The organism is Brevibacterium sp. LS14, assembly GCF_012027885.1.
GTDB classification, from domain to species: Bacteria; Actinomycetota; Actinomycetes; order Actinomycetales; family Brevibacteriaceae; genus Brevibacterium; species Brevibacterium casei.
In genome coordinates this window covers 138,383-154,383 of record NZ_SJXG01000053.1, presented here as the reverse complement: position 1 = coordinate 154,383, position 16,001 = coordinate 138,383, and the positions used below count along the sequence as shown (strand labels likewise).

At 68.9% G+C, this 16,001-nt stretch carries 14 protein-coding genes; 11 read left to right on the top strand and 3 right to left on the bottom strand.

Features of this window, described 5'->3' with window-relative positions:
• Positions 1-134: 134 nt before the first annotated feature.
• The 3 genes from EZE58_RS12460 to EZE58_RS17725 form a co-directional block, all read right to left on the bottom strand.
• Positions 135-1,094, bottom strand: coding sequence for a hypothetical protein (locus EZE58_RS12460; RefSeq protein WP_009376572.1), 960 nt, complete (start codon positions 1,092-1,094; stop codon positions 135-137).
• A gap of 179 nt (positions 1,095-1,273) precedes the next feature.
• Positions 1,274-2,329: a hypothetical protein gene (locus EZE58_RS12455; RefSeq protein WP_009376570.1), complete on the bottom strand. Its 1,056-nt coding sequence runs from the start codon at positions 2,327-2,329 to the stop codon at positions 1,274-1,276.
• A gap of 7 nt (positions 2,330-2,336) precedes the next feature.
• A complete protein-coding gene (locus EZE58_RS17725; protein WP_167560655.1) occupies positions 2,337-3,806 on the bottom strand; it encodes an LPXTG cell wall anchor domain-containing protein in 1,470 nt (489 codons plus the stop codon).
• Between the two features lie 299 nt (positions 3,807-4,105).
• On the opposite strand from EZE58_RS17725, the gene dcd reads away from it, so the two are divergent.
• The 11 genes from dcd to EZE58_RS12395 all read left to right on the top strand — a co-directional run bounded on the left by dcd (position 4,106) and on the right by EZE58_RS12395 (position 15,855).
• Positions 4,106-4,684 carry a dCTP deaminase gene (gene dcd, locus EZE58_RS12445; protein WP_009376566.1) on the top strand — a complete coding sequence of 193 codons (579 nt, stop codon included), beginning with the start codon at positions 4,106-4,108 and terminating at the stop codon, positions 4,682-4,684.
• Positions 4,681-5,688 carry a hypothetical protein gene (locus EZE58_RS12440; protein WP_009376564.1) on the top strand — a complete coding sequence of 336 codons (1,008 nt, stop codon included), beginning with the start codon at positions 4,681-4,683 and terminating at the stop codon, positions 5,686-5,688. The genes dcd and EZE58_RS12440 overlap by 4 nt, the downstream gene beginning before the upstream one ends.
• A 160-nt stretch (positions 5,689-5,848) precedes the next feature.
• Positions 5,849-8,908, top strand: a complete 3,060-nt coding sequence (locus EZE58_RS12435) for a Na+/H+ antiporter subunit A (protein WP_167560653.1) — start codon at positions 5,849-5,851, stop codon at positions 8,906-8,908.
• A complete protein-coding gene (locus EZE58_RS12430; protein ID WP_009376556.1) occupies positions 8,905-9,504 on the top strand; it encodes a Na(+)/H(+) antiporter subunit C in 600 nt (199 codons plus the stop codon). The genes EZE58_RS12435 and EZE58_RS12430 overlap by 4 nt, the downstream gene beginning before the upstream one ends.
• A complete protein-coding gene (locus EZE58_RS12425; protein WP_009376554.1) occupies positions 9,501-11,081 on the top strand; it encodes a Na+/H+ antiporter subunit D in 1,581 nt (526 codons plus the stop codon). The genes EZE58_RS12430 and EZE58_RS12425 overlap by 4 nt, the downstream gene beginning before the upstream one ends.
• The gene (locus tag EZE58_RS12420) at positions 11,081-11,683 is read left to right on the top strand and encodes a Na+/H+ antiporter subunit E (RefSeq protein ID WP_009376552.1); all 603 of its coding nucleotides are present in this window, start codon (positions 11,081-11,083) and stop codon (positions 11,681-11,683) included. Before EZE58_RS12425 ends, EZE58_RS12420 begins: the two co-directional genes overlap by 1 nt.
• Positions 11,680-12,267, top strand: coding sequence for a monovalent cation/H+ antiporter complex subunit F (locus EZE58_RS12415; RefSeq protein WP_009376550.1), 588 nt, complete (start codon positions 11,680-11,682; stop codon positions 12,265-12,267). The genes EZE58_RS12420 and EZE58_RS12415 overlap by 4 nt, the downstream gene beginning before the upstream one ends.
• Positions 12,257-12,652: a monovalent cation/H(+) antiporter subunit G gene (mnhG, locus tag EZE58_RS12410; RefSeq protein WP_009376548.1), complete on the top strand. Its 396-nt coding sequence runs from the start codon at positions 12,257-12,259 to the stop codon at positions 12,650-12,652. Before EZE58_RS12415 ends, mnhG begins: the two co-directional genes overlap by 11 nt.
• Positions 12,642-13,394, top strand: a complete 753-nt coding sequence (locus EZE58_RS12405; protein ID WP_009376546.1) for a response regulator transcription factor — start codon at positions 12,642-12,644, stop codon at positions 13,392-13,394. Before mnhG ends, EZE58_RS12405 begins: the two co-directional genes overlap by 11 nt.
• The gene (locus EZE58_RS12400) at positions 13,391-15,166 is read left to right on the top strand and encodes an ATP-binding protein (RefSeq protein WP_009376544.1); all 1,776 of its coding nucleotides are present in this window, start codon (positions 13,391-13,393) and stop codon (positions 15,164-15,166) included. The genes EZE58_RS12405 and EZE58_RS12400 overlap by 4 nt, the downstream gene beginning before the upstream one ends.
• Complete coding sequence (locus EZE58_RS12395; protein ID WP_100227397.1) at positions 15,163-15,855, top strand: hypothetical protein; 693 nt, start codon at positions 15,163-15,165, stop codon at positions 15,853-15,855. The genes EZE58_RS12400 and EZE58_RS12395 overlap by 4 nt, the downstream gene beginning before the upstream one ends.
• Positions 15,856-16,001: the final 146 nt, after the last annotated feature.

Sequence of the window (16,001 nt, the reverse complement as noted above, 5' to 3'; positions counted from 1 at the left end):
CGCCACCGCCGGTTGCGGTCGAAAACCGGTGGAAAATGGGCCCGATCGCTCGATTTTCCTCGGTTTCTCGACCACAAACGGGTGGGCACACCCACAAACGGGTGGGCAGGGCCACTCGGCCCGCACCGGGCTGCTCACATGATCGAGACTTCGCCGAGGCGGCGCGGTTCGACGCGCACCTGCGAGGAGCGGACGACGACGGATCCGCCGAGGACGAACGAGAGCGTCTCGTCGAGGTCCCGTTCGTCGGCGGTGACGATGTCACGATAGCGTCCCTTGATCCGCACCTCGGCGGTGGCAGGGGTGAGCTCGAGGTCGCCGCCCGAGGAAGTGAGACTGACCTTGGGTTCCCGCACGATCGACCATTCGACATCCCCGAGGATCTCGTTGTCGGTCTCGTAGCCGAATACGCACCCCGAGGGCATGAGGGTCTTCGCCTTGACACAGTTGCGCAGGTGCTCGTCGACCTGCTCGGCGACGGCCTGCTCGAGCTTCGCGGTCGGCTGCGGCGCCAGGGAGATCTTCGGCGAGTCCCCGGGGGCGGTGACCTCGGCGCGCTCGGACTTCGACTTGAGGAACGTTGCGTCGAAGCCGACGAGGTAGGTCGCCGGGAACAGCACCGGAACCTCCCCCGCGGAGACGCTGAATCCATTGACCGTCGCCGTCGAGGACCCGGAGACGTCGAGGTCGAGGGTCGGCCAGGCCTTCTGCTCGATCGCCCAGCGGTCGAAGAGCCCCGCGGCGGCCGGCAGCCGGACGAGGTCGAGGTCGACACTGTGCGTCTGCGAGGAGAGGACGTAGGAGAGGCGGACCTTCGCCCGGTCGCCGTCGGTCGAGACGGTCTCAGCGGAGGCTTCGCGGGGCAGGTCGGGGGCGGCGGAGAGCACGTCCTGGCTCAGCGCCAGCGTCGAACCGGGAGTGGGGGAGGAGAGGTAGGAGAAGGCACGCTCGGCGTTGCCCTGCTCGATCGCTGACATGTACGCCTCGACGGTGCGCGCCGGGGTGTAGACGGTGAGGTTGAGCAGAGGCACCGAGGCGACGGTGAGCACGATGACGACGAGGGCGGAGATGAGAAGGGTGCGCGACGTTCGCATGGCCTCTCCTCATCGGCTCGGGGGATGTCCCGGTCGGCGGGCGGCTCCGCTGTCTCCGGGTGGGGATGTCGAATCCAGTTTAGTGGACAGCGAGCCTGCCGCCGTCACGTACCGGGCCCGGCCCCCTTCATCGCGCGGGAGCGGGTCTGCTCATCTCGCGGGTGCGGGTCCGGTCCGCCTCATTCGACGGAGTAGGCCCGCAGCTGTGAGGTGTCGACGTCGACGAAGACGTGGGTGCCCACCCTGACGTTGGCGCGCAGCTCGGTGAGGGACTCGCCGAGGCCGGGGTGGAGGACCCCGTAGGCCGTGCCATCCGTGCCCCCGAGATCGGTGAGATCGGCGAGGTCGACATCGAGGGCGAGCCCCATCTCCGTATCGACGGGAGAGAGCTTCGCCTGGATCGCCGACCCGCGGTCCCGAAGTCCGACGACGATCGCTTCGAAGACCGCCGCCGAGGTGAAGGCAGGGTCGTGCTCGTCGAGTGAGACGTGGGCTGCTCGCCACGGCAGGGTGACGAAGACCTTGCCGTCGAGTTCGGTCCGGGCCCGGACGGCCGAGTGGCCGATCGACAGCCACCCCTTGCGGGCGAGGCCCGACCAGATGTTCACTCCGGTGAGTTCGGCGGGCAGGGAGCCGCGCGGTTCGGAGACGACGGTCGCGAGCGGACCGAGGGCGACGAGTTCGCCCTTCTCGATGTTCGCGACGCCAGCCTCGGCGATGATGAAGTCCGTCAGCGTCGTCGAGGAGAGCACGATTCCGCGTCCCTGCGCGGCGGCGAGGTCGGCGAGCCGGGCGCGCAGACCGGTGCGGATGTGGCCGGGCACCTCGGCGAAAGGGTCGATGAAGGTCAGCCATTCGCGGCCGGTCGACCAGGCGAGGGCGAGGACGAGCTTGGCGCGGGTCGCGGCATCGAGGTCGCCGATGCGGGTCCGCAGCACCGAGGTCTCGAGTCCGAATTCGCTCAGCGCCGCCGCTGATGCCGCCTCCCCGGGATCGGCATCGGCGGCGCGCAGATACGACGTCACCCACCTGCGCACACGCAGACGTCCCGACCGGAATCCGGTCGGGAGCTGTGGGGGTGGTGCGACACCGGGCTGGGCGGCCGCGGACAGCACCACCTCAGTGGTGCTGTCCGGGCTGCCCATGAGTCCGAGAACCGTCCCCGCTCGGAGACGACCGAGGTCGATCGGGCGCCCTCCGAGGTGCAGCCCCGCCAGGGACAGTTCGCGGCTCAACGGATCGTCAGAACTCCGCAGGATCGTCGGCGGCCGCGTCGGCGCGTCGACGGGTGATGACGACGGCTGCCGCGCCGACGACGAGGAGTCCCGCGCCGAGCGCGAGTCCGGTCATCTCGGCACCGGTGCGGGGCAGGTCGTTCGAGGCGCCGCTGCCGGAACCGCTGCCGGAGCCATTTCCGCTGCCGGAGCCGTTGCCGTTCTCGGACACATCGGTGCCGTTGGTGACGACGGTGAAGCTTCCGCCCTGCGGCTTGTCGAAGCTCTCGGCCTGGACACGGACGTTGTACGTGCCGAGCACGGCCTTGACCTTGGCCTGGACGCCGAAGGTCGCCTTGCCCTCGGAGTCGGCTTCCTTCGACATCGTGTAGCGGTCGACCTTGCCCTGGGCATGCTCGACGACGATCGTGATCTTCTCACCGGGCTGGGCACCGGTGACGCCGAGCGTGACGCCCTTGTTGAGGAAGTCCTCGGAGGTGATCTCCGTGGGGTCGATGATGAGGGCCTGCGGTGCCGCGGCCGGCTGCTTGTCGTCCTTCGCCCCCTCGTCGGTCGAATCGGTCGACTTCTCCGAGGGCGTGCCGGTCTCCGACGGTTCAGCCGTCTTGGACGGCTCTCCGGTCTCGGACGGGGTGTCGGTGGGAGCGGGGCCCGTCTGCGTCGGCGAGGGCTGACCGGTCTCCGACGGCGTCGGATCCGCAGTCTTGCTCGGCGTCTGCGTCGGGGTCTCCGTCTTCGTCTCCGACGGGGTGGGCTTCGCCGTCTCGGTCGGCTTCGCGGTCTCCGTCGGCTTCGCGGTCTCGGTCGGAGCCGGCGCGGTCGTCGACGGGGACTCCGTCTTCGTCTCCGACGGGGTGGGCTTCGCCGTCTCGGTCGGCTTCGCGGTCTCCGTCGGCGTTCCGGTCTCGGACGGGTCCGGCGAGGCGGTGTCCGTGGGAGCCGGGGCGGTCGGACGCTCGCAGGTGTTGCCGGCGCCCGAATCGTCCTTGTCCGAGTCCTTCGCGACGACCTCGAAGGTCACCTTCGAGGAGTCCTTCTCGGACTTGAGGTCGGTGAGGTAGAGCGTGTACGTCCCGAGCGGCACCTGAGCGCCTTCGGTGGTCGAGAAGAAGTAGGTCCCGTTGACCTTCCCGTTCTCATCGACGGTGAGCTTCGTCTCCGGGGTGTACTTCGTGCCGTCGGTGCCGACGACCGTCACGGTCGCCTTCTCATCGGCGGTGAATCCGGTGCCGGAGAACCCGATGCCCTCCTTCTTGTCCACGATCTCTTCCCGACTGACCTGCGCCGCGGACACAGTGGCCTGCGGGGTGTCGCTGTCGGGGACGGTGGAGTCGCTCTGGGGCCCGGCGCCGTCATAGGCGCAGAGCGGGCCCTGGGGCACCGTAGGAGACGCGGTCGACGCGAACGCGGGAGCGCCGGCGAGACCGGTCAGTGCAACGGCTACTGCGGGGGCAAGCACAAGACGCGAGGTCTTCACAGTAATGCCTTTCGGTTGATGTCAACCCACAAAAGGCGATGGAACTCCCGGCATTCCCTGGCTGAGAAGAGGAAGGCACCATCGTGCGCGGGTTCGTACAGCACCCCACTCTAAAGCATTCACTCAGGCGCATGGCGAGACACACGGAGGCAATTCAAGGATTTATCGCAGGATCGTTATCAATTCGTGACAAAGTAACGGCGTGTCGCACCCGACTCCTGCCTCGCCGAGGTGGTTCCCCGCCTCGCTGCCCCCGTCGTGACTGCGCGCCGGGGTCCGATCCGACTACCATCAGGGGTGTGACTCTCCTTTCCGACCGCGACATCCGCGCCGAACTCGAATCCGGTCGCATCGCGCTGGACCCCTGTGACCTCTCGCTCATCCAGCCTGCGAGCGTCGACGTCTGCCTCGACCGCTACTTCCGGCTCTTCGACAACCACAAGTACGCGGTCATCGATCCCTCGCTCGAACAGCCCGAGCTCACCCGCTTCGTCGAGGTCGATCCGGCCGAGCCCTTCGTCCTCCACCCCGGGGAGTTCGTCCTCGCCTCGACCCATGAGCTCGTCACCCTGCCCGACGACGTCGCGGCCAGGCTCGAGGGGAAGTCCTCGCTCGGCCGTCTCGGTCTGCTCACGCATTCGACGGCGGGGTTCATCGACCCGGGATTCACCGGTCATGTCACCCTCGAGCTCTCGAACGTCGCCACGCTGCCGATCACGCTGTGGCCGGGGATGAAGATCGGCCAGCTCTGCTTCTTCCGGCTCAGCTCCGCCGCCGAGGTCCCCTACGGCTCCGAGGCCACAGGCAGCCGGTACCAGGGTCAGCGCGGCCCCACGGCCTCACGGTCGCACGCGAACTTCTTCCGGAGGGCCATGTGATCACCCGGCGGGAGCTGAGGAGGCAGCGGGAGCAGTCCGGCGGCGGTGCCCCCGCCGTCGAGGGACTCGCCGCGGACCTGCGCGGACGCCACCTCCTCCTCCTCGACGCCGAGATCGAGGTCTCCGACGTCCTCGCCCTCGTCCACAACAGGCTCCCCGACGTGCCGCCGCGCCTGAACGAGAACGATCAGGTCCGTCTCTCCCGCCATTCGCGGCTCAGTGCCGGGGTCGACCTCGACGAGGCGACGGTCGCCGCGCTCGAGATCCCCGAGTGGTCCCGTCGCGCCGTCGTCCTCGACACTCCGCGCGACCGGGAGCCCGCGCCGCCGCCGGAATGGTTCGAGGACGCGGACGGACTCCATGAGGCGTTTCCCGCGGGCCTTCCCGACCGTGAGGAGGAGCGCGCGCTCAGCCTCCTCATCTCCATCGCCTCGCGCCTGCATCTGGCCATCCGCCTCGCCGACGAGGACGGGATGGGCACCCGCGTGCTCGTGCCCGATCCCGAGGCGAAGGTCGATCTCTACCTCTACTCCCCGTACTGGCTCGACCCCGATGTCGCCCTCTCGCTCGTGCGCACCCATGCCCCGCATGCCTTCCAGCAGGAGCTGCCGACCCCCGATGCCGCGGTGCTCGCGCAGACCTCGCTCGACGATCCTCTCTTCGACTCCTCCGCACCCGTCGTCCTCGACGGCTACTCCCTCCTCATCCCGCTCGGCGAGATCGACGAGGCGGCCGGGGCGATCGAGATCCGCGTGACCGAGGCCGAATGGGTGCCCCCGATCGTGCGGGCGAGCACCGAGCTGCCGCAGATCGAGTACCACGTCCACTGGATGGACGCCGAAGAGGTCCGCTACCGCCCAGGCCATGATCGCCGCTTCCGGCAGATGCGCGCCGAGGTGGCCGCCCTCGTCGATCGGATCGGCGCCGAGCTGCTCTCCCGGAGCGACGGCATCGGCCTCGATGAGAACGGGTTCCTTGTCACATCGGCGCAGCTGCGGGCCTGATCGGGCACGGCAGGCGGCATCATCGTGTGACGGTCCGTCTCGGGTGCTCCGCGCCGGTCCGTTGATTGGGAGAACGACCACTTTCCATGCGAAAATACTGTTGAGCAGGTCTCGATCGCCACACAACGGAAAATGACGGAGGTGTCCGCCGGTGATAGCCATGACAGGAGCCTTTTTCGGGGCTGCTGTCATTGCCTACCCGCTCGTCCGACTGCTCGGCCGCAACGCCTTCCTGCTGCTGGCCCTCGTCCCGCTCGCCGGCCTCGTCTACACCCTGACGACCGCCTCGGCGATCTTCGGGCCCGGGGGAGCCCCGCTCACCGAGACGCTCGACTGGCTGCCCGCGCTCGACCTCGAGGGCGTCTTCCGCCTCGACGTCCTCTCGTGGATCATGAGCCTCATCGTCACCGGGGTCGGCACGCTCGTCCTCGTCTACTGCTCGCGCTACTTCCCCGCCGACGAACCCGGCCTCGCCCGCTTCGCCGCCGTCTTCATGGCGTTCGCGGGGATGATGTACGGACTCGTCGTCGCCGACGAGCTCCTCATGCTCTTCGTCTTCTGGGAGGGCACGACGATCTTCTCGTACCTCCTCATCGGCCACAGCCAGTCCCGCCGCCGCTCCCGGCAGGCGGCGCTGCAGGCGCTCATCGTCACCACCGCCGGCGGTCTGGCGATGTTCGTCGGGATGGTCCTCCTCATCGTCACCACCGGCACCGGACGCATCTCCGTCCTCGTCGAGCGCGCCGAACTCGGCCTCGACACCGGACCCCTCGTCGTCACCGCCGTCGTCCTCCTCCTCGTCGGAGCGATCTCGAAGTCGGCCCTGCTGCCGTTCCACTTCTGGCTGCCCGGTGCCATGGCCGCTCCGACCCCGGTGAGCGCCTACCTCCATGCCGCGGCGATGGTCAAAGCCGGCATCTACCTCGTCCTCCGGCTCGCACCCGGCTTCCACACGCTTCCCGGCTGGACGGAGATCCTCCTCACCGCGGGCCTGCTGACGATGTTCATCGGCGCGTGGCAGGCCCTGCGCCAGACCGACCTCAAGCTCCTCCTCGCCTTCGGCACCGTCTCCCAGCTCGGCTTCCTCACGGTGGTCTCCTCGTTCGGCACACCGGACATCACCAAGGCCGCGCTCGCCCTCCTCGTCTCCCACGCGCTCTTCAAGGCCTGCCTCTTCCTCTGTGTGGGCATCATCGACCACCGAGCCGGCACCCGTGACCTCACGAAGCTCTCCGGCGGCTGGCGCGCCTTCCCCGTCGTCGCCGTGTGTGCGACGATCTCGGCGGCATCGATGGCGGGTCTGCCCCCGACCTTCGGCTTCGTCGCGAAGGAGGCGGTGTACTCGACCCTGCTCGACGCCGGCACGAAGACCTCGATCATCGCCCTCGTCGGGATCATGATCGGCTCGGTGCTCACCGTCGCCTATTCGGCCCGGTTCGTCTGGGGTGCGTTCGGGACGAAGCCCGGCGTCGACGACATCGCCCGCCGGGAGGAGAACGTCACGCTCGTCGTGTCTCCGATCATCCTCACGATCCTCACGCTCGCCCTCGGTCCGTTCGCGATGGTCGTCGACACCTACGTCGAAGCCTGGAGTGCGTCCCTGCCGGCGACCGACCCGGCCGACGGCGAGTACTACCTGGCGATGTGGCACGGCTTCGAACCCGCGCTCGGGCTCTCCGCGGTCACCATCGCCGCAGGTCTCCTCCTCTTCGTGTTCCGCGACCGCTTCGCCCGGGTCCAGGCGACCCTGCCGGCCGGCTTCGACTTCCACGACCTCTACCGGCGCCTCATCAGCGGCATGGAGATCCTCGCCCTCTGGGTGACCTCCCGCACCCAGCGCGGATCGCTGCCCTTCTACCAGAGCGTCATCTACCTCGTCCTCGTCGCCGGGGTCGGTCTCGCCGTCATCTCCAACGACACATGGCAGATCCGGTTCACGCTCTTCGACACTCCGCTCGACTTCATCGTCGCCGGCGTCCTCATCGTCGTCGCGATCGCCGCCACCCGAGCGAAGAAGCGCTTCACCGCCGTCGTCGTCACCGGCATCTCCGGCTACGCGATGGTCGCGTTCTTCGCGTTCATGGGCGCCCCCGACCTCGCGCTCACCCAGGTGCTCGTCGAGACCATCACGATCGTCGTCTTCGTCCTCGTCCTCCGCCGCCTGCCCGCCCGGATCGGTCAGAGCACCGGCCGGTTCACCCCCGCATGGCGCGCGATCATCGGCGCAGCCGTGGGCGTGACGATGATGATCGTCGTCCTCATCGCCGCAGGGGTGCGGATGACCGAACCGGCCTCCGTCGACTTCGCACAGCTCGCCTACGAGATCGGGCACGGCCAGAACGTCGTCAACGTCACCCTCGTCGACATCCGCGTCTGGGACACCTTCGGTGAGATCTCCGTCCTCGTCGCCGCCGGCACCGGAGTCGCCGGACTCATCTTCGTCCGCGGCCGCGAGGGCCACCTCGGCCGCTTCTCCGCGGGTCGCGAGGGCATGGACCGGCGCGGCCGGCTCCGCTTCCAGCCCGTGCCCGACGAGGTGGCGCCGCGCCCCGGCAGCGTCACCGACGGCACCGAGCACGAGGACCTCGAGACGCGGCGCGCCTCGTGGCTCATCGCCGGACGCACGCTGGCCCCGCGCAACCGCTCGATCATCCTCGAGGTCACCGCCCGCCTCATCTTCCATGCCGTCCTCGTCTTCTCCGTCTACCTCCTCTTCACCGGGCACAACACCCCCGGCGGCGGTTTCGCCGGCGGTCTCGTCGCCGGTCTCGCCCTCGTCGTCCGCTACCTCGCGGGAGGCAAGTTCGAACTCGCCGAGGCGGCGCGGTTCACGCCCTCGGGTCTGCTCGGCACCGGACTCATCCTCTCCGTGCTCACCGCGGTCGGCGGATGGTTCTGGGGCGACACCGTCTTCAAGTCCGTCTTCGTCGAAGCGAACCTGCCGCTCCTCGGGGAGCTCAAGTTCGGCACTCCGACGTTCTTCGACATCGGCGTCTACCTCATCGTCGTCGGCCTCATGCTCGACATCCTCCGCTCACTCGGCGCCGAGGTGGACCTCCACCAGGAGCGCGACGAACTGCTCCTCACCGACCGGCTCAACACCTCGCTCGGGCTGGCGGAGAACTTCGGCGCGGAGGCCGAACACAAGGCCGTGTCGAAGATCCTCAACCGCGTCAACCACCTCGAGGTCGACAACGGAGCGGAAGGGGGACGGCTGTGAGTCTGCCCTTCATCATGGTGCTCGCGATGGGCGTCCTCTTCGCATGCGGCGTCTACCTCATGCTCGAGCGCTCGCTCACCCGCGTCCTCCTCGGCTTCATCCTGCTCGGCAACGCCGTCAACCTCCTCATCGTCCTCACCGCTGGTCGCGGCCGCCCGCCGCTGACCGACGGGAAGAACCTCTCGACGGAGGGCATGTCGGACCCGCTGCCGCAGGCGCTCGTCCTCACGGCCATCGTCATCACCTTCGCCGTCACCGCGTTCCTGCTCGCGATGATCTACCGGTCGTGGCGTCTCGTGCGCGCCGACTCCCTCCAGGACGACGCCGCCGACCTCCAGGTCGCGATCACGAAGATGATCGACTCGGAAGCCGAGGCGAGCACCGACTACGACGACACGGAGTTCGGCGACGAGGCCGAGAGCCCGATCCGCGGGGCCGTCGACCTCGACGACGATGGGACTCCCGCTCAACGCGAAGCCGAGGCCGAAGCCGCTGACGCCGAGGCCGCGGAGACCGACCGGCCTGCTGCGGAGACCGACGGGCACGGCACCGATGACGAGGACAGCGACGACGACGGGAAGGGGGAGCGACGATGACCGAACTCCTCGCCGTCCTCATCCCGATGCCGGTGCTGCTGCCGCTCATCGGCGCCGGCCTCGCCCTGGTGCTGTCGAAGCATTCGCGCTCGCAGAACCTCGTCTCCCTGCTCACGCTCTCAGCGGTCATGGTCATCGCCGTCGTCCTCCTTGTCGGCGTCGACCAGGAGGGTCCGCAGGTCGTTGCGATCGCCGGGTGGGAGGCGCCGGCGGGCATCGTCCTCGTCGCCGACCGGCTCTCGACGCTCATGCTCGTCGTGTCCTGTCTCGTCACCCTGGCCGTGCTCATCTACGCGCTCAGCCAGGACGCCTCCGACTACTCGGACGAGACCCCGATCTCCGTGTTCAACCCGAGCTACCTCATCCTCTGCGCAGGTGTCGCGAACGCGTTCCTCGCCGGCGACCTCTTCAACCTCTACGTCGGCTTCGAGATGCTCCTCCTCGCCTCGTACGTCCTCCTCACCCTGGGAGCGACAGCCGAGCGGATCCGCGCGGGAGTCACCTACGTCGTCGTCTCACTCGTGTCCTCGGTCATCTTCCTCACCGCGATCGGCGTCATCTACGCCGCGACGGGCACGGTGAACATGGCCCAGCTGGCCGAGCGACTCGACCAGCTGCCGCCCGATGTGCAGATGATCCTCCACGTCCTCCTCCTCATCGGCTTCGGCATCAAGGCCGCGATCTTCCCGCTCTCGTTCTGGCTTCCCGACTCCTATCCGACGGCCCCCGCCCCGGTCACCGCTGTGTTCGCGGGCCTGCTGACGAAGGTCGGCATCTACGCCATCATCCGCACCGAGACCCTGCTCTTCTCGGATTCGTCCCTGAGGGTGCCCCTGCTCGTCGCGGCGGGCCTGACGATGATCGTCGGCATCCTCGGCGCGATCGCACAGTCGGAGATCAAGCGCATCGTCTCCTTCACGCTCGTCTCCCACATCGGCTACATGCTCTTCGGCGTCGCCCTCGGCACAGCGTTCGGGCTCGCCGCCGGCATCTACTACACGGTCCACCACATCATCGTCCAGACCGCGCTGTTCCTCGCCATCGGCCTCGTCGAGATGCGCGGCGGATCGACGTCGACCCGGTCGCTGGGCGGACTCATGGTGCTCTCGCCGGCGCTGACGATCGTCTTCTTCATCCCGGCTCTCAACCTCTCCGGGATCCCGCCGTTCTCCGGCTTCATCGGCAAGGTCGCGCTCTTCGAGGCTGGGTTCGAGGACCACAGCTGGCTCGCCACCGTCCTCATCATCGCCGGCACCCTCACGAGCCTGCTCACCCTCTACGTCATCGGCCGCACCTTCAACCTGGCGTTCTGGCGCGACCCCGCGGACGCGGAGGACCCCAACGAGGAGCTCGTCGAGGAGTTCGCCGAACGCAAGCGCACCCTGCTGGAGGGACGGACCTGGCGCTCGCGCATCGGCGTGCCGGGACCGATGTTCGCCGCCACCTCGGCGATCGTCGTCGTCTCCCTCATCCTCACGATCGCCGCCGGACCCCTGTGGGACCTCTCGGAGCGGGCGGCGGAGAACCTGCAGAACCCGATCACCTACGTCAACGAGGTCCTCGGAGGTGAGGGCTGATGAGTCCGCGCACGTCCCCACCCAAGGGCCGCCGGGTCATCCAGCAGCTCGTCCTCGTCTTCTTCCTCGTCCTCCTCTGGGTGATGCTGTGGGACTCGCTCACCGTCCTCAGCGTGGTCACCGGCATCATCCTCGCCTTCCTCGTCACGCGGGTGTTCTACCTGCCCCCGGTCGTCCTCTCGGGTCGCTTCAACGTCGTCCATGCCCTCGTCTTCGCCGGCTGGTTCGTCGTCTCGATGGTCATCGCCTCGATCGAGGTCGCGTGGTTCTCCTTCCGGCCCAAGGCCGTCGGCGCGGGCTCGGTCATCGCGTGCGATCTGCGGACCCGGTCGGACCTGATGATGACGCTCGTCGCCGACACCGCGAGCCTCATCCCCGGTTCGATCATCGTCGACAGCGACCGGGCCCGCGGTCGCCTCTACCTCCACGTCCTCGACGCCGACACCGAGGAGAAGATCCGCGCCGCGAAGCGCCAGGTCTACCACATCGAGGAGCTGCTCATCCGGGCGCTGGGCTCGACCCGTGACCTCGCAGCCCTCAAGGTCGATCCGGATCCGCTCGACCACCCGACGCCCACCGACGACCGGGGAGGCCGGCGATGACCGAGACGATCCTCCACATCATCGTCGTCACCGCCGCGGTCCTCTTCGCCGCCTCGGTGTTCCTCGCCCTCTACCGCGTCATCCGGGGACCGTCGATCCTCGACCGCATGATCGCCACCGACGTCATCCTCGCCTCGCTCATGTGCGGCCTCGGCGGCTTCATGGCCCTGACCGGTCGCACCGACCTCCTGCCCGTGCTCATCGTCTTGGCGATGCTCGGCTTCGTCGGCTCCGTGAGCGTGTCCCGATACGTCTCGAAGTCCGATTCGATGACCCCCGGCGCCGAGGTGGGGGCCCTGAGCGACTTCTCCGCCTCCGACTGGCACGTCGGTCGCGACGAGGCCCCGCAGGCCGACTCGTCGACCTGGCCCGACGATGTCGCCCGCGGCATCTCGAACGTCCCCGACGGCCCTGTCGAGGTCACCGTGCGCGACGAACCCGTCGTCCCGCTCGCCGAGGACGAGATGGGCGCCGACGCGGCCGCGAACTCTCCCGGTTCGGCCGAGGAGGGACTGGGGTCCGGGCCCGACCCCGGCCCCGACGACGCCGATGACGGACCGAAGGGGGGCCACGATGGTCCTTGACATCATCTCCGCGGTCCTCGTCCTCGCCAGCGGCGTGCTCTCCCTGGCCGCTGCCGTCGGTCTGCTCCGGTTCGGCGATCTGCTCTCGCGCATGCACGCGAGCGCGAAGCCCCAGGTGCTCGGCCTCATCCTCGTGGCGATCGCCATCGCCATCCACTTCCCGACGTGGGCGACGGTGACGACCCTGGCGATCATCGTCTCCTTCCAGCTCGTGACGATTCCCGTTGCCACGCACATGGTCGGCCGTGCGGGATATCGCACCAAGCACCTGCGTCGATCTATGCTGTATCGAGACGAGCTGGCCGAGGCAGTGGATCGGGCAGAAGCGCGGGAGGTCGCCAGAGAACGGCGACGCGAGTTCGGAACGGACGAGAATGACGGCTGACAGTCAGCGTGAACACCAACCACTGGTCCTCGTGGCCGATGACGAACCCGATGTCCTCGGTGCAGTGGTCCCGTTCCTCCAGCGCTCGGGGTTCCGGGTGCTCGCAGCCGGTGACGGTCTCCTCGCCCTCGACGAGATCCGCCGGCACAGTCCCGATGTCTGCGTCCTCGACGTGCTCATGCCCGGTGCCGACGGGCGACAGGTGCTGCGGCAGCTGCGCCAGGACGAGAACTGGGTGCCCGTGCTCCTGCTCACCCAGGTCGGTGAGGCGGTGGAGCGGGCGATGGCGCTCGAGGAGGGCGCCGACGACTACCTCAACAAGCCCTTCGATCCGCATGAGCTCGTCGCCCGGATCCGGGCGGTGCTGCGGCGCACCCGCACCGAGGGTCCGCCGCTCGCGACGGCGCCCGTGCTCGTCTCGAGCTTCGGTCTGCGCGTCGACCGCGTGGGCAGGCGGGCGTGGCTGGGCCAGCGCGAACTCGTCATCACCCCGAAGGGCTTCACCCTGCTCGAATACCTCATGGTCCACCAGGACGAGCTCATCGATCGGGCGCGCCTGCTCGAGGTCCTCTGGGGATTCGAGGAGGCCGTGGGCACCCGTGCCGTCGACTCACGGGTGGCCGAACTGCGCCGGGTACTCGGCGAGGATGCCGCGGAGCCGCGGTGGATCGCGACGGTGCAGGGACGCGGCTATCGGTTCGTCGGAGAGGTCCACGGTGAAGAGGGGATGCGACGGGTATGACGAACTTCCTGGTCATCGAGGTCCAGATCTGGCTGTTCCTCCTCCTGCTCCTCCTCGTCCTCACAGGCATCGCTGCGCTCGTCTTCTTCGGGTGGCGGCGACTGCGCAAGCGTGAGGCGCAGCTGCGCGAATCGATCGAGACGGCCGCGGCCGAGGATTCGATGGCCAAGCGCAACCGCATGCTCATCCGCCTCGACCACGAGCTGAAGAACCCGCTCACGGCCCTGCGGACCTCGGCGGCGACGATCCGCGAGGTCGCCAGGCAGGGCGGGTCGATCGCCGAGGTCGAACCCGCGGCCAAGCAGGTCGACCTCTCCTCCCGCCGAGTCGCCCGACTCCTCGCCGATCTGCGCAAGCTCGCCGACGTCGAGACCCGAATCATCGAGTATTCCCGTGTCGACCTCGACCGGCTCATCCACCAGGCCGTCGAGGATGCCTCGACCGCGCCCGGGGCCGAGGACCGGATGATCGTCGCGACCGTCGCCCGGGCCCCGTGGCGACTGCCCGACGTCGCCGGTGAGGAGGACCTCCTCCTCACGGCGATCCTCAACCTTCTCGGCAACGCTCTCAAGTACTCCTCGCAGGCTGAGGTCGTCGAACTCCGGGCGAACGAGCAGATCATCGACAATCACCGCTGGGTCGTCGTCGAGGTCGCCGACACCGGCAGCGGCATCCCGATCTCCGAGCAGGACCAGGTGTGGGACGAGCTCTCCCGCGGCTCCCGGGTGCGTGCGGTCGCCGGATCCGGCATGGGTCTCTCGCTCGTCCGCTCGATCGTCGCCCGGCACGGCGGTTCCGTGCAGCTCTTCAGCCAGGAGGGCGTGGGCACGTCCGTGCGCATGGTCCTGCCCGTCCTTGCCGACGCCGCGCCCGTCGGTGCGCCGCCGATGGCCGAGGGCGGAGAGCGCGCAGCCGCGGGATCGCATCCCGTGCAGCCCGTGCAGAATCCGGATATGCGCCATGCCCCCGGGTTCCTTCCACCGCGACAGCCGAGCGAGGACGAACTCAAGGGCCGCATCCTCGGCACGCCGAGGCGGACGTCGAAACGCCGCCTCGAACGCGTCGACGGGACGCTCATCGACCGGTCGACCGGCGAGTCCGTCGGTGCCGGCTTCCCGACCGATTCGGGTCAGCATTCGCAGTTCAAACCGGTGCGCGGCCCGCGGCCCGACCAGCAGGGCGGGTCGCAGCAGCCGAACTCGGGCCCGCAGCACATCGGCCAGCCGAACTCTGGACCCCAGCCTGTCGGGCACCCCGGATCGGGGCCTCAGCCTGTCGGCTATGCGAACCCCGGCCCCGATAATCGCGGTGTCGGCCAGGCCGGGCCTCAGCAGTCGTTCGGCAGTCAGCCCGGAGGTCGACCCTATCCGGGCGGCGCTCCGCAGCAGTTCCCCGGCCCCCAGCAGAGTGCGGGCGCGCGGCCTGCCGGTCCGGGTTACGGCGCCCCGCAGGGGCAGGCGCCCGTCGGCAGTCAGCCGGGCCGGCAGCCGGGTGACCCGGGAGACCGTCACGGCTCTCCCGCGCACCAGGGCCAGCCAGCGCAGTTCGGCCAGCCCAACCGACCCGCCCAGTACCGTCAGTCCGGTGCGCCGCAGGGGCAGGCGGGCAACCCCGACCCGGTGGGAAGCAGGCCGACTCCACAGGGCGGCACCGGGCATCCGCCCCGGACCGCAGACGAATCCGGCGCGCAGGGCGAGGACGGCCGGCGCACCGGTGAGGAGCGGGAGTTCCCGACCCGGCGTGAGCTGAGGGCGCGAGGCGATTCGCAGTGACTCGGGTGTCGTGGCCACGGGCGGTCGTCGCCGGCAGCACGGCCGCGACCCTGCTGCTCAGCGGCTGCTCGGTTCTCCAGATCCGCACGGCAGAGCGCGAATCGGGTCCGATCCGCGTCGCCGTCGAACGGGAGGCCGGCGAGGATCCGACGACAGTGCCGACGGGGCCGACGATTCCCGAGGGGATGGAGACCAAGCGGCTCAACCTCGGCGCGGACTGTCCCGTCGACGTCAGCTTCGCCCTCGGCTCCGACTGGTACGAAGGCAGCAGCACTCCGGCCTTCGTCGTCTTCAGCCGGGGCACCTCGCTCACCGACAGCGACACGATCATCGTCTCGTGCAACGAGGCCTTCGACGATTCGCCTAAGGCCGTCATCGACGCGAAGAAGCAGTACTCGTTCTCCGAGCAGGGCTCGACGGTGACCGCCGAGCGCACCGGCAGCATCGCCTCCGGTTACTACTGGACGTTCCAGGGCGTGCTCGGAGAGAGCGAGATCTTCGCGATCAACCAGCAGCCCACCGCCATGTACGGGGCGCGGATCGGCTACCAGACCAACGGCCGCCTCGTCGACGTCGCCGTCGAGATGCGCGCCCTCCAGAGCAACGAGGCCGCGGCCGAGGACTTCAAGCAGATGATGCCGACGATCCAGATCGACGGAGTTCCGGTGCCCTCCCCGACCTTCAAGTGACCCGCCAGTGAGTCGCCTCGCGGGCGGGAGCCTCGCTACGGCCCGCACGCCGGCTCTGGACACCACGCCCACGCGCGCTGGCCACCACATCCACGCGCGCTGGCCACTTCACCCACCCCCGGTTGTGGTCGATGAACCGAGGAATT